29 protein-coding genes and 1 riboswitch are annotated in these 22,640 nt (G+C 31.2%); of the genes, 3 read left to right on the forward strand and 26 right to left on the reverse strand.

From position 1 onward, the window contains the following. Window positions 1-12 precede the first annotated feature (12 nt). From nusB to KI230_RS07650, 6 genes are all read right to left on the reverse strand, one after another. Complete coding sequence (nusB, locus tag KI230_RS07625) at window positions 13-402, reverse strand: transcription antitermination factor NusB (RefSeq protein ID WP_000087385.1); 390 nt, start codon at window positions 400-402, stop codon at window positions 13-15. A 59-nt stretch (window positions 403-461) separates the two neighbouring features. Then, the gene (locus KI230_RS07630; RefSeq protein ID WP_000241588.1) at window positions 462-824 is read right to left on the reverse strand and encodes an Asp23/Gls24 family envelope stress response protein; all 363 of its coding nucleotides are present in this window, start codon (window positions 822-824) and stop codon (window positions 462-464) included. 14 nt (window positions 825-838) lie between these two features. Beyond that, on the reverse strand, window positions 839-2,194 hold the full coding sequence (accC, locus tag KI230_RS07635; RefSeq protein WP_000756612.1) for an acetyl-CoA carboxylase biotin carboxylase subunit: 1,356 nt from the start codon (window positions 2,192-2,194) through the stop codon (window positions 839-841). Beyond that, window positions 2,194-2,658 carry an acetyl-CoA carboxylase biotin carboxyl carrier protein gene (gene accB / locus KI230_RS07640; RefSeq protein WP_001009516.1) on the reverse strand — a complete coding sequence of 155 codons (465 nt, stop codon included), beginning with the start codon at window positions 2,656-2,658 and terminating at the stop codon, window positions 2,194-2,196. Before accB ends, accC begins: the two co-directional genes overlap by 1 nt. A 473-nt stretch (window positions 2,659-3,131) precedes the next feature. Further along, window positions 3,132-3,689 (reverse strand): elongation factor P, encoded by a 558-nt coding sequence (gene efp / locus KI230_RS07645; protein WP_000626504.1) that lies wholly within the window; start codon window positions 3,687-3,689, stop codon window positions 3,132-3,134. A gap of 25 nt (window positions 3,690-3,714) precedes the next feature. Further along, entirely contained in the window at window positions 3,715-4,776 is a 1,062-nt protein-coding gene (locus KI230_RS07650; RefSeq protein WP_000087107.1) for a M24 family metallopeptidase, read from the reverse strand. Window positions 4,777-4,880: 104 nt separating this feature from the next. On the opposite strand from KI230_RS07650, the gene KI230_RS07655 reads away from it, so the two are divergent. Then, a complete protein-coding gene (locus tag KI230_RS07655) occupies window positions 4,881-5,462 on the forward strand; it encodes a hypothetical protein (protein ID WP_000737686.1) in 582 nt (193 codons plus the stop codon). 13 nt (window positions 5,463-5,475) lie between these two features. Continuing rightward, window positions 5,476-5,694, forward strand: a complete 219-nt coding sequence (locus tag KI230_RS07660) for an SA1362 family protein (protein WP_001244298.1) — start codon at window positions 5,476-5,478, stop codon at window positions 5,692-5,694. 63 nt (window positions 5,695-5,757) lie between these two features. Here the strand turns inward: KI230_RS07660 and lipM are convergent, their stop codons facing one another. After that, on the reverse strand, window positions 5,758-6,588 hold the full coding sequence (lipM, locus tag KI230_RS07665) for an octanoyltransferase LipM (RefSeq protein WP_000141109.1): 831 nt from the start codon (window positions 6,586-6,588) through the stop codon (window positions 5,758-5,760). Between the two features lie 157 nt (window positions 6,589-6,745). Here lipM and KI230_RS07670 point away from each other — a divergent pair, with 157 nt between their 5' ends. Beyond that, a complete protein-coding gene (locus tag KI230_RS07670; RefSeq protein ID WP_001276571.1) occupies window positions 6,746-7,132 on the forward strand; it encodes a rhodanese-like domain-containing protein in 387 nt (128 codons plus the stop codon). A gap of 364 nt (window positions 7,133-7,496) precedes the next feature. On the opposite strand, the gene gcvPB is transcribed toward KI230_RS07670, so the two are convergent. The 19 genes from gcvPB to KI230_RS07765 all read right to left on the reverse strand — a co-directional run bounded on the left by gcvPB (window position 7,497) and on the right by KI230_RS07765 (window position 22,529). Further along, window positions 7,497-8,969 carry an aminomethyl-transferring glycine dehydrogenase subunit GcvPB gene (gcvPB, locus tag KI230_RS07675; protein ID WP_000202188.1) on the reverse strand — a complete coding sequence of 491 codons (1,473 nt, stop codon included), beginning with the start codon at window positions 8,967-8,969 and terminating at the stop codon, window positions 7,497-7,499. Beyond that, a complete protein-coding gene (gene gcvPA / locus KI230_RS07680; protein WP_045177127.1) occupies window positions 8,962-10,308 on the reverse strand; it encodes an aminomethyl-transferring glycine dehydrogenase subunit GcvPA in 1,347 nt (448 codons plus the stop codon). The genes gcvPB and gcvPA overlap by 8 nt, the downstream gene beginning before the upstream one ends. Window positions 10,309-10,327: 19 nt before the next feature. After that, on the reverse strand, window positions 10,328-11,419 hold the full coding sequence (gcvT, locus tag KI230_RS07685; protein WP_000093349.1) for a glycine cleavage system aminomethyltransferase GcvT: 1,092 nt from the start codon (window positions 11,417-11,419) through the stop codon (window positions 10,328-10,330). Between the two features lie 74 nt (window positions 11,420-11,493). Beyond that, window positions 11,494-11,591: riboswitch (glycine riboswitch) on the reverse strand. Further along, window positions 11,578-12,102: a shikimate kinase gene (locus KI230_RS07690; protein WP_001015121.1), complete on the reverse strand. Its 525-nt coding sequence runs from the start codon at window positions 12,100-12,102 to the stop codon at window positions 11,578-11,580. It overlaps the preceding riboswitch by 14 nt. Then, complete coding sequence (locus KI230_RS07695; RefSeq protein ID WP_001789879.1) at window positions 12,092-12,238, reverse strand: hypothetical protein; 147 nt, start codon at window positions 12,236-12,238, stop codon at window positions 12,092-12,094. Before KI230_RS07695 ends, KI230_RS07690 begins: the two co-directional genes overlap by 11 nt. 96 nt (window positions 12,239-12,334) lie before the next feature. Next, window positions 12,335-12,832 (reverse strand): competence type IV pilus minor pilin ComGF, encoded by a 498-nt coding sequence (locus KI230_RS07700; RefSeq protein WP_001789864.1) that lies wholly within the window; start codon window positions 12,830-12,832, stop codon window positions 12,335-12,337. Further along, window positions 12,750-13,049, reverse strand: a complete 300-nt coding sequence (locus KI230_RS07705) for a hypothetical protein (protein WP_000844413.1) — start codon at window positions 13,047-13,049, stop codon at window positions 12,750-12,752. Before KI230_RS07705 ends, KI230_RS07700 begins: the two co-directional genes overlap by 83 nt. Beyond that, entirely contained in the window at window positions 13,036-13,482 is a 447-nt protein-coding gene (gene comGD / locus KI230_RS07710) for a competence type IV pilus minor pilin ComGD (protein WP_001790850.1), read from the reverse strand. The genes KI230_RS07705 and comGD overlap by 14 nt, the downstream gene beginning before the upstream one ends. Then, the gene (gene comGC, locus KI230_RS07715; protein ID WP_000472256.1) at window positions 13,460-13,771 is read right to left on the reverse strand and encodes a competence type IV pilus major pilin ComGC; all 312 of its coding nucleotides are present in this window, start codon (window positions 13,769-13,771) and stop codon (window positions 13,460-13,462) included. The genes comGD and comGC overlap by 23 nt, the downstream gene beginning before the upstream one ends. A 13-nt stretch (window positions 13,772-13,784) precedes the next feature. Beyond that, window positions 13,785-14,855 carry a competence type IV pilus assembly protein ComGB gene (gene comGB / locus KI230_RS07720; protein ID WP_045176802.1) on the reverse strand — a complete coding sequence of 357 codons (1,071 nt, stop codon included), beginning with the start codon at window positions 14,853-14,855 and terminating at the stop codon, window positions 13,785-13,787. Next, window positions 14,827-15,801: a competence type IV pilus ATPase ComGA gene (gene comGA, locus KI230_RS07725; protein WP_000697227.1), complete on the reverse strand. Its 975-nt coding sequence runs from the start codon at window positions 15,799-15,801 to the stop codon at window positions 14,827-14,829. The genes comGB and comGA overlap by 29 nt, the downstream gene beginning before the upstream one ends. A 51-nt stretch (window positions 15,802-15,852) precedes the next feature. Further along, window positions 15,853-16,476: an MBL fold metallo-hydrolase gene (locus KI230_RS07730; protein ID WP_001223008.1), complete on the reverse strand. Its 624-nt coding sequence runs from the start codon at window positions 16,474-16,476 to the stop codon at window positions 15,853-15,855. Next, window positions 16,473-16,802 carry an MTH1187 family thiamine-binding protein gene (locus tag KI230_RS07735; RefSeq protein WP_001018871.1) on the reverse strand — a complete coding sequence of 110 codons (330 nt, stop codon included), beginning with the start codon at window positions 16,800-16,802 and terminating at the stop codon, window positions 16,473-16,475. The genes KI230_RS07730 and KI230_RS07735 overlap by 4 nt, the downstream gene beginning before the upstream one ends. Further along, window positions 16,802-17,788 carry an ROK family glucokinase gene (locus KI230_RS07740; RefSeq protein ID WP_000161314.1) on the reverse strand — a complete coding sequence of 329 codons (987 nt, stop codon included), beginning with the start codon at window positions 17,786-17,788 and terminating at the stop codon, window positions 16,802-16,804. The genes KI230_RS07735 and KI230_RS07740 overlap by 1 nt, the downstream gene beginning before the upstream one ends. Further along, window positions 17,785-17,988 carry a YqgQ family protein gene (locus KI230_RS07745; RefSeq protein WP_000087561.1) on the reverse strand — a complete coding sequence of 68 codons (204 nt, stop codon included), beginning with the start codon at window positions 17,986-17,988 and terminating at the stop codon, window positions 17,785-17,787. The genes KI230_RS07740 and KI230_RS07745 overlap by 4 nt, the downstream gene beginning before the upstream one ends. Then, window positions 17,969-19,432: a rhomboid family protein gene (locus KI230_RS07750; RefSeq protein WP_001017867.1), complete on the reverse strand. Its 1,464-nt coding sequence runs from the start codon at window positions 19,430-19,432 to the stop codon at window positions 17,969-17,971. The genes KI230_RS07745 and KI230_RS07750 overlap by 20 nt, the downstream gene beginning before the upstream one ends. A gap of 20 nt (window positions 19,433-19,452) precedes the next feature. Next, on the reverse strand, window positions 19,453-19,983 hold the full coding sequence (locus KI230_RS07755; RefSeq protein ID WP_072384884.1) for a 5-formyltetrahydrofolate cyclo-ligase: 531 nt from the start codon (window positions 19,981-19,983) through the stop codon (window positions 19,453-19,455). A gap of 208 nt (window positions 19,984-20,191) precedes the next feature. Further along, a complete protein-coding gene (gene rpmG, locus KI230_RS07760; protein ID WP_001265709.1) occupies window positions 20,192-20,341 on the reverse strand; it encodes a 50S ribosomal protein L33 in 150 nt (49 codons plus the stop codon). A 112-nt stretch (window positions 20,342-20,453) separates the two neighbouring features. Beyond that, window positions 20,454-22,529, reverse strand: a complete 2,076-nt coding sequence (locus KI230_RS07765; RefSeq protein WP_000919769.1) for a peptidoglycan D,D-transpeptidase FtsI family protein — start codon at window positions 22,527-22,529, stop codon at window positions 20,454-20,456. Between the last annotated feature and the right edge of the window lie 111 nt (window positions 22,530-22,640).

Here is a 22,640-nt window from a genome sequence, read left to right on the forward strand (position 1 = left end):
CATCACTCAATTTTATTTTTTTATATTACTCAATACACCATTTATAAATTTATAATGATCATCATCACTAAATTGTTTTGTTAATTCAACTGCTTCATTCATTACGACTTTAGCAGGTGTATCACTGTGTAATATTTCATATGTTGCCATTCTTAAAATAATACGATCCGTTTTTAATAAACGTGCAATAGTCCAATCTTTTAAATAAGGACTAATTGTCTCGTCTAATACAGGTTCGTGATCTTTAACGCCAGAAACTAGCCAATGAATAAATTCGAAGTCTAAATCTGGATTATCGTCTTTAATAAAGCTTATCGCTTCATTTATCGTTAAATCACTGTCCTTCATTTCTAATTGAAATAAAGTTTGAAAAGCTTGCACTCGGGATTCTTTACGACTCATTTTTAACTCCTTCAAACGTTTGTATTTTTCTTTATTTAATTACTGAATTAGGTATGACATTACTTTTCAATAACGATTTGTGTAATGTGAATATTAATTTGCTTAGGTTCTATCGCTGTCATATTAGAAATTGAATTAAAAATTGACGTTTGAATTTTGTTTGCAGTTTTTGAAATATTAACACCATGTTTTAATGCACAATATACATCTATATATATGCCATCTTCTTTACTCTCGATTTTTAAATCACGGCTTAAATTTTTACGACTAACTTTTTCTAAATTTGTTTCTTTTAATTCAGCAAAATGGCCAGTGATGCCTTCGACTTCCGAAGTAGCTATACTTGCAATAACAGATAGCACTTCTGGCGCTATTTCTACTTTACCTAATTTTGAATTTGAATAATCAGTTACTTTGACCATGGATTGACCTCCTATTAACCTTCATCATTCATAATGCTATTTTGCTCTAAAAAGTTTGTATTAAATTTACCGCTTCTAAATATATCGTTATTCAATAATTTAATATGGAATGGAATAGTTGTATCAATACCAAGAACCACAAATTCACTTAATGCACGAATGCCAGCCATAATCGCTTCATCTCGTGTCGGTTCATGTATGATTAATTTCGCTACCATCGAATCATAATATGGCGGTATCGTATAATTAGTATAACATGCTGACTCTATTCGAACACCATATCCACCTGGTGCAAGATATTGCTCAATTTTACCTGGTGATGGCATAAAGTTCTTGTAAGGATTTTCAGCATTAATTCTAAATTCAATTGCGTGTCCTGTTAATTTAATATCTTCTTGTTTATACGGTAACACGTCACCCATAGCAACCTGTAATTGTAATTTAACTAAATCAATTCCTGTTACCATTTCAGTTACAGGATGTTCTACTTGAATACGTGTATTCATTTCCATAAAATAAAATTTATTATCATTTAAATCATATATAAACTCAATTGTTCCCGCATTTTCATAATTTACAGCTTTCGCTGCACGAACTGCGGCATTTCCCATTTCACGACGTGTTTCATCATCTAAAATTGGGGAAGGTGCTTCTTCCACTAATTTCTGCATACGTCTTTGAATTGTACAATCACGTTCTCCTAAATGAATTACATTACCATAGCTGTCCCCAACAATTTGGATTTCAATATGGCGGAAGTTTTCGATGAATTTCTCCATATAAAGTCCACCATTACCAAATGCAGTTTGAGCTTCTTGTTCTGTCATTCGGAAGCCAGTTTCAAGTTCTTTTTCATCACGAGCAACACGGATACCTTTTCCGCCACCACCAGCAGTAGCTTTAATGATGACCGGATAGCCAATTTTCTTAGCGATTTTCTTAGCTTCTGAGACGTCTTTCATTAAACCGTCACTACCAGGAACAACTGGAACATTGGCTTTGATCATTTCTGCCTTAGCAACATCTTTGATACCCATTTTTTGGATAGATTGATAACTTGGTCCAATGAACTTCAATTGGCATGCTTCGCATAATTCTGCAAAATCAGCATTTTCAGCTAAAAAGCCATAACCCGGATGAACGCCATCACAACCTGTAGAAGTTGCAATAGATAAGATGTTCGGAATATTTAAATATGAATCTTTAGACAAAGTGGGACCTACGCAATATGCTTCATCAGCAATTTGAGTATGTAGCGCATCTTTATCCCCTTCAGAATAGATTGCAACAGTTTGGATGCCTAAATCACGACAAGCGCGAATAATCCTAACTGCGATTTCACCGCGGTTTGCAATTAAAACCTTTTTCATTATTTCACCTTAAATAACGGTTGGCCATACTCTACCATTTGTCCGTCTTCTACTAAGATTTCAACAATTTCACCTGAAATTTCTGCTTGAATTTCATTAAATAGTTTCATTGCCTCTAAAATACACACTGTTGTTTCATTTGAAACAGTGTCCCCAACTTGCACATATGCTTCTTCGTCTGGAGATGGCGATTTGTAAAATGTACCTACCATAGGTGCATTAATTGTTTTGTGATTATCTGAAGTTGGCTTTGGAGCTTCAGTTTTATTGCTATCAGTTGATTGTGCTTGAGGCATAGGCATTGCCGCAGCTTCAACTGGCATTTGTGAGATTTGTGGCGTGATAATCTCAGTTTCTTTTTCTTTCTTAAGCGTCACTTTGCCTTTAGTATCTTCAATATTGATTTCCGTTAAAGTTGATTTATCCAGAATTTCAATTAATTCTTTGATTTCTTTAAAGTTCATTATTACTGACTCCTTCAGTTTGTTTTCATCTACCCGTCTATTTTACTTGAGACAACTCTTCAATTCAAGCATGTTCATATTGCTGGCGACATTATAAGTCTATCCCAAAGTTATAATAAAACCACATTTTAAATTAAAAACACTTGTGTATTTATTACTTAACATTGACTCATCTTAACTCTTGATTAAAAATTTTATGCATTCAGTTAAACATATCAATGTTATTTTTATTAGCTATTATGTTTTATCCTCAACAATATGATATGTAGATATATACCTTTACTTATGTCTATGTTTTTTCACTACCAATTAGACGATTCGTTTTATATTTTAAAAATTATTTTAAAAATAAAAAGCCTCATATCAGCATATAACCTATAATCATTTTAGGCAATAGCTTTATGAGACTTATTTAGAATATCTTACGTTAAATCAGTATAGTGAATACAAGCTATTTGTTAACAAATTAGAGATTATCCTCTTGAAATGTAGCTTCCATCACCAGTGTTGATAATTAAAACGTCACCTTCGTTTACAAATAAAGGTACATTTAATGTATAACCAGTTTCAACAGTTGCCGATTTAGTAGCACCAGTTGCAGTATCACCTTTAATACCAGGTTCTGTTTCAGTTACTGTTAATTCAACAGTTTTAGGTAATTCAACACCGATAGTTTCACCTTCGTATGTTTGAATTTGTACTTCCATACCTTCTTTTAAGTAATTCAATTCTTCTTTTAAGTAATCACTTGAAAGTTCTGTTTGTTCAAAGCTTTCATTATCCATAAATACATGATTATCTCCGTCAGCATATAAATATTGCATGCGACGATTTTCAATCATTGCTGGTTCAACTTTTTCACCAGCTCTAAACGTTTTCTCTTGAATTGCACCAGTTCTTAAATTACGTAATTTTGAACGAACGAATGCTGAACCTTTACCAGGCTTTACATGTTGGAAGTCTATAACTTTCCAAATAGCGTTATCAACAGAAATTGTTAAACCTGTTTTAAAATCATTAACCGAAATCATTCAGTTTCCTCCTCATTTTACACGCTTATGTTAAAACTATAAGGTCTTTTGTGCATTTAGTAAAGACTTGACAACCATTTTCTGTAATTAAAATATCATCTTCTATTCTTATACCGCCCAAACCTTCTATATAAACACCAGGTTCTACTGTAACACAGTTGTTAACTTGAAGTTTATCTTGTATCGTACGAGCCAGCATTGGCCCTTCATGGATTTCTAAACCAATACCATGTCCTAGTGAATGTCCAAATTCTTTTCCATACCCTTTTGACTCTAAATAGTTTCTTGAAATGGCATCAGCTTCTGCACCAGTCATGCCAGGTCTAATCTCATTAATTGCTTTCATTTGAGATTCAAGTACTATTTGATATATTTCTTTCAGTTTAGGATCTGGTTCTCCAATAGCAAATGTTCTAGTAATATCTGAACAATAGCCGTTATAATACGCGCCAAAATCTAATGTAATCATGTCGCCTTTTTCAATAATTTTATCACTTGCAACACCATGTGGTAATGCACCTCTATGACCAGATGCTACAATCGTATCGAATGATGGTCCATCTGCTCCTAATTCTAGCATTTTGCTTTCTAATATTGCCTTTAATTCTTTTTCAGTCATGCCTGCTTTTACAACAGTTAAAATATATTCATATGTTTCATCAACAATATTAGCTGCTTTTTGAATTAAAGCAATTTCGTCAGCATCTTTGACGTCTCTAATTTTATCTACAGTATTAGAAATGCTTATTAATGATATACGGCTTTTATTTAATTCAAGGTATGTATCATAACTTACATGATGCCCCTCAAAACCTACATTTTCAAAATTTTCTTGGTGTAGCAATTCTTTAATCTCACCAATAATAGTAGATTTACGATTAATAATTTCATAATTTGGCGCCTGCTTAGTTGCTTGATCAATATATCTAAAGTCTGTTATCAAATATTGTTTATCTTTAGATATGATAAGTGCTCCACTGGTACCAGTAAAACCTGATAAATATCTTCTATTGTAATCCGAAAGAATGATAATCGCATCTAAATGTTTTTGTTCTAAAATACGATGCACTTGTGTTATTCTGCTCATCTTATTACCTCCTAGTGAAACGTTTGTGCATTTCAACTTTATACATTAAAATAATATCATAATAAGGATAAAAAATAATAGATATTGATTTTAGGGAGATAGTAATGAAAAAATTGGTTTCAATTGTTGGCGCAACATTATTGTTAGCTGGATGTGGATCACAAAATTTAGCACCATTAGAAGAAAAAACAACAGATTTAAGAGAAGATAATCATCAACTCAAACTAGATATTCAAGAACTTAATCAACAAATTAGTGATTCTAAATCTAAAATTAAAGGGCTTGAAAAGGATAAAGAAAACAGTAAAAAAACTGCATCTAATAATACGAAAATTAAATTGATGAATGTTACATCAACATACTACGACAAAGTTGCTAAAGCTTTGAAATCCTATAACGATATTGAGAAAGATGTAAGTAAAAACAAAGGCGATAAGAATGTTCAATCGAAATTAAATCAAATTTCTAATGATATTCAAAGTGCTCACACTTCATACAAAGATGCTATCGATGGTTTATCACTTAGTGATGATGATAAAAAAACGTCTAAAAATATCGATAAATTAAACTCTGATTTGAATCATGCATTTGATGATATTAAAAATGGCTATCAAAATAAAGATAAAAAACAACTTACAAAAGGACAACAAGCGTTGTCAAAATTAAACTTAAATGCAAAATCATGATAGGAGTCTTTTAATGCGTAATATAATATTTTATCTTGTACTTATTATTGCTGCGATTGGATTAGTAATGAATCTAGATGCCTTTATTTTTTCAATCGTCAGAATGTTAATCAGCTTTGCTGTAATAGCTGGTATTATTTATCTGATTTATTATTTCTTCATCTTAACTGAAGACCAACGCAAATATCGCAAAGCAATGCGTAAGTATAAAAGAAATCAAAGAAGAAAATAGATAAAAAAACGGAAGCACTTGTAGGTAAAATAGTCTACGTGCTTCCATTTTTTATTCTAAAAACTACTTTCTAAACATCCATTCATCTGAACGATATTTTTCAGTTAATTCTTCCACTTCTGCCAATTGAGCTTCTGTTAATTCAAGTGGCTTTAATTCTATATTTAAACCTTTCTTAAAACCTTTCTCGAAAGCTTCTTCCATTTGACTAATAGTAATGTGTTCATCTGAAATATCATTGATGGCAACTGCTTTTTCAACGAATGCCTCTTTCATTTTTAATTTTAATCTTTCATTTTTATAAATAAACATATCAAACAGTTCATCAATATCAATATCTTGTAAAATCGAACCGTGTTGGAGGATTACGCCCTTTTGTCTCGTTTGAGCACTCCCAGCAATCTTACGGCCTTCAACAACTAGCTCATACCAACTTGGTGCATCAAAACACACTGAACTTCGAGGTTGTTTTAATTTTTGACGCTCTTCAGGCGTTTTAGGTACCGCAAAATAAGTATCAAATCCTAAGTTTTTAAATCCTTCTAATAATCCTTGTGAAATCACTCTGTACGCTTCTGTAACTGTAGAAGGCATATTCGGATGCGATTCAGGCACAATCACACTGTAAGTTAACTCTTTATCATGTAGCACCCCACGGCCACCAGTTTGACGCCTTACGAGACCAAAACCTTTCTCTTTAACCTTATCAATATCAATTTCTTTTTGTAGCCTTTGGAAATACCCTATTGATAATGTTGCAGGATTCCATGTGTAAAAACGTATAACTGGATCAATTTCACCTCTAGAGACAAAATTTAATAACGCTTCATCCATTGCCATATTATAATATGGGTCTTTACTTCCTGTATTAATAAAATTCCAAGTTTCAGTCATATTCAAGAACTCCTATCAGCAAAATGTATAATATTTGATTCGCTAATTAATCAATTTAACTAAATGAATAATAATTGTAATTCTTTAGTGAAATATTTTGATAATTTGACCTAACAGTCTTATAATTATATTATCGTTTAATTAGGGAGGATGCAAGATGAGTGCTAGTTTGTACATCGCAATAATTTTAGTTATAGCAATTATTGCTTATATGATTGTTCAACAAATTCTTAACAAGCGAGCTGTTAAAGAATTAGATCAAAATGAATTCCATAATGGGATTAGAAAAGCTCAAGTCATCGATGTTAGAGAGAAAGTTGACTATGACTACGGTCACATTAATGGGTCTCGCAATATTCCTATGACAATGTTCAGGCAACGATTCCAAGGATTAAGAAAAGATCAACCGGTATACTTATGTGATGCCAATGGGATTGCTAGCTATAGAGCCGCTCGTATTTTGAAAAAGAATGGATATACAGATATCTATATGTTAAAAGGCGGCTATAAAAAATGGACTGGAAAAATAAAGTCTAAAAAATAGTTTTTGTAAATTTAATATACGATTTAATAAAATCTGAGTGTTAATTGATCATCAATAACAATACTCAGATTTTAATTTTTTAACAAAGTCTGTTACTATATTTCTCTAGCTTCACTGATCATTAAACTTAGTTTCAGCATATTAAAGAAACTTCAGCTCATTTTCAATACGATTCAATTACCGCAATCTAAAAAATGAAAAGACAATTTCTATGAAAGAATAATACTAAACCCTAAGAGTTATTACTTCGGTTTAGTTTTCTTGTTTAAATAGAAATTGTCTTTTTCAATTGATTTTGAAACCATTATCCTTAAATCTTCATACAAAGTTAGAATAATAATTCTCGGAATATGTGTTTAATACTTTATTTTTCCTGTTTAAGATTTTCAAACTTTAATATTGGTTTACGAGCAGCTGTAGCTTCGTCTAATCGATCAATCACAGTTGTATGTGGTGCTTCTAGCACTTTATCAGGATCATTTTTAGCTTCTTCAGCAATACTAATTAATGTATCGATAAAATAATCAAGTGTTTCTTTAGACTCTGTCTCAGTCGGTTCAATCATCATACCTTCTTCAACATTTAATGGGAAGTATATTGTTGGTGGATGTACACCGAAATCTAATAATCGCTTAGCCATGTCTAAAGTACGTACACCAAATTCTTTTTGACGCACACCACTTAACACAAACTCGTGTTTACAATATTGTTTATAAGGTATTTCAAAGTGTTCAGATAAACGTGCTTTAATATAATTCGCATTAAGAACCGCTGCTTCAGAAACCTCTTTAAGTCCAGTTGCTCCCATAGTTCGAATATACGTATAAGCTCTTAAGTAAATACCAAAGTTACCATAAAATGGTTTTACACGTCCGATAGAATTTTTAATGTCATTATCATATTTAAATTTGTCGCCATCTTTAATAACCATTGGCTTTGGTAAGTAACTTGCTAGTTCTTTTACTACACCGACTGGACCTGAACCAGGACCGCCACCACCATGTGGACCAGTAAATGTTTTATGCAAGTTTAAATGAACAGCATCAAATCCCATATCTCCTGGGCGAACTTTGTCCATAATAGCGTTTAAATTCGCACCATCATAATATAATAGACCACCAGCATTATGGACGATTTCACGGATTTCCATAATATTTTTTTCGAAAATACCTAAAGTGTTTGGATTAGTTAACATAATAGCTGCTGTATTTTCATTTACAACACGTTTCAAGTCATCAATATCAACTTCGCCACGTTCGTTTGATTTTACAGTAACTGATTTAAATCCTGCAAATGAAGCTGAGGCTGGATTCGTACCATGCGCAGAATCTGGCACAATGACTTCATCACGATGACCTTCACCATTATTCTCATGGTAAGCTTTAAATATCATCAATGCAGTCCATTCACCATGTGCGCCAGCAGCTGGTTGTAATGTCACCTCATCCATACCAGTAATTTCTTTTAATTCTTCTTGCAAACTATAAATAATTTCTAATGAACCTTGAACTTGATCTTCATCTTGTAATGGATGTGATTCACTAAATCCTGGTATTCTAGCAACCTTTTCATTAATTTTAGGGTTATACTTCATCGTACATGAACCCAATGGATAAAATCCGTTGTCTACACCAAAATTTTTATTTGAAAGTTCAGTATAATGACGTACTAAGTCTAGTTCAGCAACTTCAGGAAACTCCGCTTTGTTTTTACGAATAAATTTATCATCTAACAATGACTCAACAGAATTTGTTTTAATATCACTTTTTGGTAATGAATATGCATATCTGCCTTCACGAGATCTTTCAAAAATTAATGGACTTGATTTACTAGTCATTTAACTCACCAGCCTTTTCTACAAATGTATCGATTTCATCTTTTGTTCTTAATTCAGTTACAGCTATTAACATGTGATTTTTAAAGTCGTCTGAAACAACACCTAAATCAAAACCACCGATAATATTGTACTTCACTAATTCCTCGTTAACTTGTTGAATTGGTTTGTCAAATTTGACTATAAACTCATTGAAAGATGTACCATCTAATACTTCAAAACCTTTTTTAATAAATTGTTGTTTAGCATAGTTAGCATGTTCTATATTTTGAACTGCAATATCATAGATACCTTGTTTACCAAGTGCTGACATTGCAATTGATGACGCTAAAGCATTTAATGCTTGGTTAGAACAAATATTAGATGTCGCTTTATCGCGTCGAATATGTTGTTCACGTGCTTGTAATGTTAATACAAAGCCACGATTACCTTCATCATCTTGTGTTTGACCGACTAATCTACCTGGCACTTTACGCATTAACTTTTTCGTCGTTGCAAAATATCCACAATGTGGCCCACCGAATTGAGCAGGAATTCCGAATGGCTGAGTATCACCTACAACAATATCTGCACCAAATGAACCTGGAGGTGTAAGTAATCCCAATGCTAATGGATTTGCATATACGATAAATAATGCTTTTTTATCTTCAATAAAGCTATGAATCTTTTCAAGATCTTCAATTGAACCGTAAAAGTTTGGATATTGTACTGCAACAGCTGCTGTTTCATCATCCACTGCTGTTTCTAATTTTTTCAAATCTGTAACAGTGCCATCTAAATCGATTTCCACTACTTCGAATTCCTTACGCGTCTTAGCATAAGTATGAAGTACTTGTAATGCTTGATAATGTAAACCTTTTGAGACTACAATTTTATTTTTCTTTGTTTGACTAAATGCTAAGATACATGCTTCAGCAAAGCTAGTCATCCCATCATACATAGAAGAATTTGCTACATCCATATCTGTTAATTCACAAATTAAAGTTTGGAACTCAAAAATGGCTTGTAATTCACCTTGAGAAATTTCCGGTTGATATGGCGTATATGCTGTGTAAAATTCTGATCTTGAAATCATAGCATCCACAACTGATGGCGCGTAATGATCATAAACACCAGCACCCAAAAATGATGTATGCGTTTCTTTAGTGATATTCTTGCTTGCAATGCGATTTAATCTTCTAAGTAACGTTGTTTCCGCTTCGCCTTCAGCAATATTTAAATCTCTATTTAATAAAATGTCACTTGGTACATCACCGAATAATTCTCCTATAGATTTTGCACCAATTGTTTGTAACATTTCTTGCTTGTCTTTTTCAGTTAAAGGTATATAACGATGACTCACAATGCACACCCCTTTTTAATTATTTATCAATTTGATTTTTCTTAACAATTTTCGCTTTTAATTGACGCTTACGAACTTGAACAAGCAACTCTCTACCCATTTCAAACTCATCTCTTTTTATCATTGCAAGTGCAATTGATTTTCCTGATGATGGAGACTGAGTTCCTGAAGTTACTTCTCCAATAATATTTCCATCTAAATCCATAACTTCATAACCAGTTCTTGCAATTCCTTTTTCAAGTAATTCTAATCCCACTGTTCTTCTTGGTGCACCATTTTCTTTTTGATCTTTTAATACAGATTTACCAATAAAATCAGCATCAATTAATGGTTTACTTGCAAAAGCGATACCACCTTCATATGGTGTAATTGATTCAGTTAAATCTTGTCCATGTAATGGCAATCCAGCCTCTAATCTTAATGTATCACGAGCGCCTAACCCACATGGCATAACATTATACTCTAATAAACCATCCCAAATTTTTTCAGTATCATCGATATTACAATAAATTTCAAACCCATCTTCACCTGTGTAACCTGACTGAGATAAAATGACGTTTGCTCCAAATAATTTGACACCCTGTTTAAATTCAAACATTTTCATTTCAGTTACATCTTCATCAACTAATTGATTAATTAAATCTCTAGCTTTTGGTCCTTGTATTGCTAATTGACCATATTGGTTTGATACATTTTGTACTTCAACATCAAATTTCTCTTTGTGTTTTAAAATCCAATTAAAATCTTTTTCAGTATTAGCAGCATTAACAACTAATAAATAATTGTCGTCAGCTAATTTATATATTACTAAATCATCAATAATACCGCCTTCTTCATTACATAAAGCAGTATATAATGCTTTTGAAGTAGTTAAATTATCAGTATCATTTGATAATAAATATTGCACAAACTGACTAGCATCTTTACCTGTTACTTCAATTTCACCCATATGACTAACATCAAACAGGCCAATTTCGTATCGAACAGCATTATGCTCCTCTTTAATACTTGAAAATTGAACAGGCATCGCCCATCCTCCGAATTCCACAATTTTTGCACCTCTATCAACATAATTTTGATATAAAGGTGTTTGTTTTAAATCACTTGACATTGAAATACCCCCTTAAAATTATAAAAACAGGATAGCAATCGCTACCCTGTTTATAAATCACCAATTCAGGAACGCGTTACAGTATTATCCTTTTGCCTGAGAGTTTCGTAATAAATTACTTGCACCTTCGGCGATAGAGTCTTAACGCTCTATTCTCTCTAATACTGATCACTCGCTTTTATTAAATTTAGCAATTCATAATATATTTCTGAAATTGATAGCAAATGACTATCAAATTTCTTGAATGCGATTTCATTATATCTTAAATTCCGCGAGCAATACAAGTCATTTAACTGCTTGATTGTCTTATTATTTGCATTAGGTCGATGTGGGTCATCATTGATTCGACTATATATAATATCAATATTACAATCTAACCAAATAATGTTTTTTTGATTTTTCAAAAAATTAAATGCCTCTTCACTCTCAATAATACCACCACCAGTAGCAATTATATCTGCAGTGTTAATACATTCTTGCAAACATGTGAACTCTAAATTCCTGAAATATTGTTCACCATGTTTACTAAATATTTCTGGTATTGTTAACTTATACTTCTCTTCGATATATGAATCTATATCAATAAATGATAAATTTTGCTCATCTGCAACGTATTTACCAATCGTAGATTTACCGGTACCCATGAAACCAATTAAAATTATTGGTGATTTATCATGATTCATGCGTTTTCCCTTCTTTCAATAACAAAACAATCTTATAGTTATAGTCAGTTTCAATATTATATAATGTCTTTAATTTTAAACTATATTGACTGATATAAAAAGTGAAAATAGAAAAATAAATTGCTGTTAGCATCAATAAGAACGGCGTAACATATCCTTTTTCTTTATATAAATCAAAATTAATAAATTATTTCACATCCTTTTTAATAGTACTCATTTAAATACTAGTAAGTTATACATAAATAGTTTTAGTCTGCACATTTGTACCGACTTTAACTGTTATCGTTATTTTAATAATGGATTTATAGTAGATATTTGCAGTAAATGCTGTAACATTATTAATCATTGTTATATTTCCTCTGTCATTTACAACTTTAATAATTTTATTATTAATTAATTTGTATTCGATCATTTCTTCACCTTTATGTAAAATGATACGGTGTTGCCTAATTTCAATATCGTTTCTATCTACTCCTTTAAAATCATCTAGAATATCTCTTGAGAAAAATTCGAAATCTACAGTTGTTAAATCCCTACTTTCAATTAGAAAAGTTTTACTAAGTCTAATTAAGTCTGGAACAATTAGTAAAGTTATACTTATAACCATCATCGCTACTAACATTTCAATGAGCGAAAAAGCTTTGACATTAATACTGTATACATGTCTTTTGATAAGAAGTGGTATTTTTTGAAATAGCACAAATTTGTTGGTCACTTTGCTTAATATCATACTTCCCTATAGTTACCCCCTTCTTAAGTTCTTCTTTATTAATTTTAGATACAGTCGTCAAAATTACTTTAGAAGCATCAATTGTTTGTAGTTTATGGTTTATACTCGCTTGCATTTGATTCATCATTGGTATCAATAGTAATGTAATCAATCCAATTAGCAAAAATCCAGCCATACTATCTATTAAGAATGAACCTTTACACTTATAGCTTTTCATAACGAATTCTTCCTTTTTCAATATGGAATATTATTCTATAAATTGAATTGTTATTGTAAATTGTTATGCTACCAAATTTATTGATATTCCCTTTTTTATCAAAGGCAATAATATCAACTTTTGCAACATTAATTATTTTGCCTACTTTTAATTTTAGAAATCGTATTTTATTATTCTCTATTACTTTAATAGTGTCACTGTTTTCATAAAATCTAACATTGATATATCCTTGATTTGCTATAGCTTGCGACTTAATATAATTCAATTCAGTAATAAAAGAAATGATATTTGCCTCATCATCTATTACTCTAAGATTGCTTAATCCTTTAGATGTCATTGTCAAAAGTAGAAATATACTGATTAACATCATTACCACAAGCATCTCAATCATAGTAAATGCTGACTGCTTTCTAATTTGCAACTGCTTCTCCATTACTAATTGTGATTGTCTCTCCTGATTTACATGTCTTTTGTGCTTCTTTTATAAAACCATCTGCAATTAAGTCTTCAATAGACGATGGATTTCTATTATGTTTCAATGCATACGCTTCAATTTGACTATTAACCATTTTTACCTGTGCATTACAACCTGTTGATTGTATGTGAGCAGTTTGTTTAGCAATATTTGGAATGATTAAAATTAATAATAAACTGATGATTAATAACACTAATAGCATCTCTATCAATGTAAACGCTTGAGTTTTCTTAAGAAATTTAAACATATATTAACCTCCATTATTTTATACTTTGCATCATTTGAAACATTGGTAACATAATTACTAAATAAATTGCGACAATAAATAAACCTAAAATCAAAAATAAAATAGGCTGTAAAAACTGAGTCTGTTTTATCGCTTTATCTTCTATTTGTTTTACTAATATTTGCGAATATAACTTTAGTTCTACTTCTAGCTTCCCTCTCTTTTCACCTTGTAGCACAAACTTAATTAATTGAGGCTTAAAGCATTTTAGTTTTTCTAAAATATGAGGCAAACCATATCCCATTTCTGAATAAGTTAATAAGTATTTACCTAGAAACTGTCTAAATGGATCACTACTATGGTTAATATAAACGTCTACTATTGATTGAAGTGTAATACCATTTTTATAAAACAACACTAATTCATTAGTTACAAAATAAGTTTTAAATAATTGGAAATAGCCTGATATTAGCGGTAGTTTCATCACAAAGTTTATCTTATTGAGCATATTTAAATTGTTATAAATTAATTTCATAATAATAGCCAACATAGATACTATTATGAGCATTACTACAATTATAGTAGGTAAGCTGGTAATGAAAAAAGACAATGTTTTTTGAAAAGAAGATAGTTGAATATTCATAGAAGTATATAATTGTTGAAACTGTGGAATTACTGTGAGGTTTAATATAATAATCATAGCAATAAAGATAGAAACTAGTATTAAGGGATATTGCAGTGTCTTTAACAATCGTTGTTCTGACTTTCTATTCACTTTCATATAATTTACGGTTTCTTCTAGAACGTCTATAATATTGCCAAATCTTTCTGCCAAATATACTTGCATGACGATAGTATCGCTATAACCTATCAGTGATAATATTTGATTGCATGGTGCACCATTTGAAATTTCACTTAGAATGGTGGTACCTAATTGCTTATTTTTATATGTCATTTGAAGATTTAAAAATTGAAAACTTTGATACAGAGTGAAACCATATTTCAACAAATTACATAAATTTGAAAGTAAGTCGATTTGTTGGGCCTTACTTAATTGTCGCTTCTTAGAATGTAGTTTAAATGTATTTATCCATTGTAGTTTCACAAATGACACCTGCTTTTGTCATATCATCAAGTTTATCTTCTAAGTTCTTAAATGATGATGGTAATGAATGATTATGGGAAAAGAAATATCGGAGTTGTTGCTGAGATAGAATTTCACATACTAATTGTCGCTGTTGCTTAATAGTAGTTACAAGTCGTTGGTTTATAATTAAGTTAGTTGCCTGTATCAATTCTTGTACAGAAATGCCCATTTCTAATAGCCTTAAAATAGCACCTTTACAATCAGTTGCATGCAATGTAGTCAGAACAAGGTGACCACTTAAACTAGCCTGTATAACACACTTGGCAACATCTTTATCTCTGATTTCACCTATTAAAATAACATCAGGATCACATCTTAAAATAGCTTTAAACGAATTTACATAGTTTATGCCAGCTTTATCATTCACATTAATTTGGACGATACCAGGAATTTGCATCTCTACAGGATCCTCTATAGAAATTACATTTAAATTCAAGGCTTTATTCGCGTATGAGACCATTTGATACATTAATGTACTCTTTCCTGAACCAGTTGGTCCACTAAACAATAGTAATCCTTGTTTCTTATTCATGAGGTGTTTAAAATCATTGAATTTATAAGTTGATTTCTGTGGTTGAAAAAATTGAGGTACAATTCTGATAACACAACTTTCTTGGCCAAGTGACAATGGTAAAGTTGATATTCTCAAAAAATATATTTTATTGAAAAGGTAACTATATCGACCGCTCTGTGCGACTTGCTGTGTAGAAACATCAAGCCCAGCTTGAAACTTCATATAAACTAATAACTTTTGATAAATGCTATTCCCAATTTGTTCATACTGCTCCAAGTTATCATTAATTCTAAATTTAATACTTACTTCATTTTTAACTGGAATAAAATGTACATCACTCGCTTTCATTTCTATCGCTTTATTAATTATTTCTTGAAATAGAATCTTCAAAAAAACACCTCCTACATATAATCACGTAGGAGGTGTTTTTATTACTTCAATTTAACCGTGTAAAAATGGATTTAATTGTTCATCATCAACCGTCGTATATGGACCATGTCCAGGGAATAAAGGTAAATCGCCTTCTAATTCAAATATTTTATCTTGAATAGAATCAACTAGCGTTTCATAATCACCTTTATATAAATCTGTACGTCCGATTCCATTATTAAATAATGTATCTCCAACAACTGCGAATTCATCGAACACATATGTTAAACTTCCTGGTGAATGTCCAGGTGTGTGTAACACATTAAACTTAAATCCTTCTATTTCTGTGCTACCTTCGTTTAACTTTTCAGGAGTTACCTTACTTGTAATAATTGGTAATCCATATTGCTTAAATTTATCTGCCCCATTTTTAACGGGATCTTTTAGAAAATCAAACTCTGCTTCATGCATATAAACCGGGACATCGAATCGATCAACTATATCATCGACTGCTCCGATATGATCAAAGTGTGCATGTGTTAATAAAATAGCTTTTAACGGTTTATTTATTTGGTTTAATTTTTTAATAATTTTTTCACTTTCACCTGAAGGGTCAATCAGAATAACAGCTTTGTCATTTTCGATGAAATACGTATTAGTATCAACTAAGCCTAAAGTTAAGCTTGAAATCCTCATAGGTTTTCACCACTATTTTCTAAATGTTTTTGTACTGATGTTAGTTTATCATTCATTTTTCTAGATTTGTCTCGTCGGTCATCAATACGGATATTTGTACAAACTCTACTTAAACCTTTATCAAAAGGTAATTCATGTATCACTTGCACAACTTCTAATACATCGCTTAATTCACCTTCAATTAGAGTATTCATTGGTGTTAATTGAAAATCAATTTTACCCATTGCTTTATATTCTTGAAGTTTTTTCTGAATATCTGCAATATATTTACTAACACTCGGACCTTCCGTTCCAACTGGAATAACAACCACATCAACAATAGCCATTATTTTACCCCCTCTTTATCTAATACATAGGTCTTGATTAATCCTGCTGCTCCTGTAATACCTGCATCATTACCTAATTTCGCTTGTACAATTTCAGTTTCAAATTGAGCAGGTGCAAATGTTAAATTATGATATTCTGTTTTAATATTTTCAATTAAAATAGGTCCTGCAGTAGACATTCCTCCACCTAGAACGATATATTTCGGATTACTTGTAACACTAATAATACTACATAAATATCCAATATAGTTTGCAACCTTTTCAGTAATGAAAATACAGAATTGGTCACCAGCTTTTGCCGCATCAAAAACAGCTTTTGCTGTAACCTTATTTTCTTTAATCAATTCTAATATAGAAGATCTAAACGTCAACTTCGGATAGTAGAAGTTAACTAAGTTAACAACGCCTGTCGCTGAAGCAACTGTTTCAATACATCCAGAACGACCACAATTACATTTAAATCGTTGATCGAAGTCTGCTCTAAAATGACCTATTTCTGCGCCAGAGCCATTATGACCATGTACGATTTCACCATTTGAAATAATTCCTCCACCTAGACCTGTACCAAGTGTGATGGCAACAACATCATCGGCACCTTCACCAGCACCTTTGTGTTTCTCCCCTAAAGCAGCTATGTTAGCATCATTATCTACATACACTGGACAATCAACGAATTGTTCAAAAATCTCACGTACATTAACTTTTTCTGGCCAATATAAGTTTACTGCTCCATTTACTGTACCTTTTTCAAAGTCAACAGGACCTGGTACACCAATACCTACGCCAAGTACATTTGAAAAATTATAATTATTTTCATTTACTTTTTCAACAAACGAATCATAAATTCCTTTCAAAAGTGTATATCCTGTACTATCAGATGTATCAGTGTGAATAGACCATTTATGTAATTGTTCTAATTCAGGTGTGAAAATACCTAATTTACAAGTCGTCCCGCCTACATCAGCTGCTAAAATAATTTTTGTCATTTCTGTTCATTCCTTCTCTGATTAATTATCAACGTACATTTCAAATATTCTTCCTTAGATAACAGTTCATATTGATACAATGATGAAATCTCCTGTTGAATCATTTCGTACATATCTTCTGGATTTTTAAAATATATTAGAAATCCGTAACTTTTCAATAACTGTTGTACATCATAAAAGTTATTTATTTTTCGACTCATTTGATTTAGTCAACTCTTTTTCTAAGTTAATATAATCTGTATTTTTAGGGTCTGCATTTAATGCTTTACGCACATATTTTAATGCTTTTTCATCATCATTTAATGAACGATTTGCTATCGCTAACTCAAAATTTAATAAACCTGATTTAGGAAACATTCTAAGTCCTCGCTCCCATTCTGTCATACCTTCAGACTTAGAATTGATAGTAGCCATAATCATACCACTTAAATAATATGTTTGATCATCGGCATAATTTTTATTTATTGTCTGCTTCACAATATTTTGAGCATTATCATAATTACCACTAGTCATATCATCTTTGATCAATTTATTATAAATATTATCTTCTTTAATTGTAAAAATTCTAATTTGAAGTGCAATAAATATAACAAGCATACCAATTAGTAAAATCCAAAAAATATTACGATTCACTTTATAGTAATAGCCAATTAAAGTTATTAATAAACCACCAATGAATCCTCCAATATGCGCCACAATATTTATATTTGACATAAACAGAGAAACACCAACTAATATCACTAATGCAATTAATAACTGTCCTAACATTTTTTTGTTAAATGTTTTTGAAACATACATCATCGCAAAAATTGATCCAATCAGACCAAATATAGCACCACTAGCCCCAACTGAAATTGTAGTCGTATTAAATGATAGTGATACAAAGTTTCCAAACAACCCTGCAATAAAGTATACAGTTAACATCCGCCATGAACCAATAATTGCTTCGACTATTTTACCAAAAATAAATAATGAAAGCATATTCATAAGTATATGTTCAAAACTAAAATGTAAAAACATCGATGTAACAATTCGATACCATTCACCATGTACGACATTAAAATGCACTAACCCGCCAACATCTAATAATTTTACATCCGAAAAATTATTTAAATATAAAATCATACATAACCATATTAAGACATTTACAAATATTATTGTATATGTTGCCGGTGAAAATTTCTGCATATATTTATCTAAAAAGTTATCGGTTAATACTTTGCGTTTATAGAACATATATGTCTTTTTATCATTATCTTCTGAAATAAGTCTAGCCAAAAATATATTCGGCATATGCTTTATCAAATCTTTTGTGTGTCTTATAACATTGAATTTAATTCTAATTGGCGAAACTTCATTTAATTGTTCTTCTGAAAATTCCGATTCTGTAAAATAATAAAATTCAAAACTTTGTGGTTCGAAAGAAATAAAATTTGCTATTTCATCTTTGTGTTCAAGCACTTTCGCTTTGTCAAAACGTATTTCTTGGGTAGACTTGATATGTTGTTTAAAAATGACTACTTGTTTTTTTCTTTTATGGGCTAACCAAATTTCTTGGTCATCTTTTTCCCTACTGACAATATCAAAATTCAAGTACCTAATCCAATAATATATTGTTTTCCAAAATTGTTTGTCTATGTTCATTTAGTCCTCCACTATGCTGATTAATATATAATCAATTTATCGACTGGTTGATCGAATGATTCCGGTTCAAATGATGTTATTTGAAAATCGTATAATAAGCTTATTGTCTTTGTCTGATAATTAGCTAAAAACCTGTCGTAATAGCCACCACCATACCCAATTCTATATCCATCGTCTTGAAATCCAACACCAGGAACAACAATTAAATCTAGGTTATTCGTTGTTTCACCTTTTGAAGTTGGATAGTAAATCCCCTTATTATCGACATCAATATCTTTGAGATTAAATATTTCTTTAAAAGCCATTTGATGATTTAAATAATCCATTTTCGGTACAAAAATACGTTTATGATCCATTAAGGCTTGTTCAATAATAGAAAAAGTATCTACTTCATGATTAAAAGAAAGAACTAGCGCAATTGCGTTTGCTTCTTTGTATTCTTCAGTTGCAAAAAATTGATTTCTTAACCATGTGTCTGCTTTTCGCTTTTCAGCTTTATTAAAATTCTTCATTTTATGTAAAATGTATTTTCTAATCTCATTTTTAGTCACATTATCACCCACTTTATTCAATTCTATTATATCGTTAATAACAATACATGTCATTATGTTGTCATGATGAATTATGCGACAATTCTAAAATTTATTATTTCAATTGAAAATCTTTTATCATTTCATACGTGTGCATAATTAAAAAGGTGAAACCTCTTATTTTGAGATTTCACCTTTTTTATTGTTAATTTAAATTTAATTTTAATGATTATTTTGTTTCACGGTGTAAAGTTTGTTTGTTTTCACGTGAACAGAATTTCTTCATTTCAACACGTTCTGGATTATTTCTTTTGTTCTTAGTTGTAATGTAGTTTCTGTCACCACATTCCGTACAAGCTAAAGTTACGTTTACGCGCATGGTTATTCCTCCTTATCATTTCTAAATACGACTTTATTATTATACCAACATCTATAATATTTGCAAAGTTAAAATTTTACAACCATACGCTACACAATCGTCAGGTTAAATTTTATTTGTCTTTGTCTTTATTTTTATCATCTTTACCTAACTGCTTAAAGTAGTAATTAATTACATCTCTACCTAAGTCTCCACCTGTTAACCATGGTGGTGGTACAGGCTGATTTGTATATACAATTGAAAACGCTAATTTTGGATCATCAATTGGCGCGTATCCTATATAAGTAGAGTTAACTCTTGGCTCTCCGTTTTGGAACACTTCTGCGGTACCCGTTTTACCAGCAGTAGGTACTACTGTATCTTTAAAACTAACATATCCTGTACCATCTTTATCATTAAATGCCATTTTGAATCCTTCTTGAATTTGTTTGATTTCTTTTTCAGTATTATTAACCTTGTTCAAGACAGTGCCATTAATTTTCTTCTTGAGTGGACCAACCTCATCTTTATTAGTTGATTCATGAATCGTTAATCCAATGTGTGGCTGTATTCTATAACCATCATTCGCTATAGTTGAAACATATTGTGATAATTGTAATGGTGTATAGGTATCATATTGACCAATTGATAAATCTAGATAATTACCTGGATTATTTGTTAATGGTTCGATTTGACCTCTTGTTTCATTTGGTAAATCTATCCCTGTTTTCACACCTAAGCCTACTTGATTTAATCCTCTTCTTAGCTTTTGGGCAGGTGAACTTATGTCTGAAGGTAAAGCCATACCAGAATAATAAGGGTCTCCCGCTAATTTTAATGCTGTTTTAAACATATATACGTTTGATGAATGCATCAAAGCTTGCTTATCATTAATAGATACATGCCCGTTTTTATTGAAGTATGATCGTTTTGTCAAACCACCTTGGAAATGTAATGGTTCATCGACCATTGTTTCTCCAACTTTGATAGCTTTATTCTGATAACCAGCTAATAATGTTCCACCTTTTACAGAAGATCCAACCGCAAATTGAGAAGTAAACGTACCAATGTCATAATCAGTCATTTTACCACTCTTATTAATCTGCTTTCCGGCAAGCGCAAGAATGTCTCCATTTTTAGGATTTTGTACAACCATCATAGCATTATCCATATCTTTTGCACCTTGGCTGCGAAGCTTCTTAATTTGTTTATCTAATAATGCTTCTACTTCTTTTTGAAGATCTATATCGATCGTTAATTTCAAATCTTGACCGCGAGCGCCAGGATTTAACACTTCTGAAGATGTAACTTTACCAGATTTGTCCGTTGTGTATTTCATTTCTTTCTTCTTACCACGCAATACATCTTCATATTGATATTCTAGGTAAGATTTTCCAACACGATCATTGCGTGAATATCCTTTGGATAAGTAATGTTCTGTCAATTCTTTTGGAATACCTTCAGCAGGTGTCGATACATCTCCGAATATACCTCTTAAAGTATCGCCATATGGATATTTTCTATCCCAATCCATAGACGTGTTAACACCTGGTAATTTGGAAAGTTGCTGAGAAACTGCTGCATACTCTTTTTCACTGACATCTTCATTTTTTATCATTTGTGGATCTAAAACTGTTCCTGCATTCATCTCTCGAAAAATAGCTAAAACTTGTAAATCTTTAGAAGACAATTCATCTAATTGTGATTTTCCGATTTTCGATAACAGTTGTTTATCATATTGATCTTGTTTAATACTTCCATCTGCTAACATAGCTTGTTCTTTTGTCATCATTGCTTTTGCTTTTTTAGGATGCAACTGAATCCAGAAATCTTTCTTATCACGTTCTGTAATTTTCTTAGTATCCATCTTGATTAGCTTTGATAACTTTTCAGCCGTATCCAACATTTCCGATTGTGTTGTTTTTCGACCCCTAGTATATGTAATAGCCATTTTAGAAGCATTATCAACTAAAACTTTCCCATTTCTGTCTAAAATACGACCTCTTGGCACAGACTCATTCACTGTAATGTTTTCATCATTTTTTATAATTTGTTTATAATGTGAGCCTTGTGCGATTTGTAAATAACCTAAACGTAGTACTAGTACTGCAAAAATAAATACAATCACACCAAATATAAAGTTAATTCTCTTGTTAATTGTATTTTGAACGATTTCATCATTTGATTTTTCTTTTAGTCTTTTTAACAAAACTACCTACCTCTATTCAAAGTCTTTCACTTTAAATCATATATGAATTTAGAAATTATTTCTATCTTTTTGACAAAAAAATAACGGTCTCATTTAAGAGACCGAACAAGT

The organism is Staphylococcus sp. MZ3 (genome assembly GCF_018622755.1).
Classification (GTDB): Bacteria; Bacillota; Bacilli; order Staphylococcales; family Staphylococcaceae; genus Staphylococcus; species Staphylococcus aureus.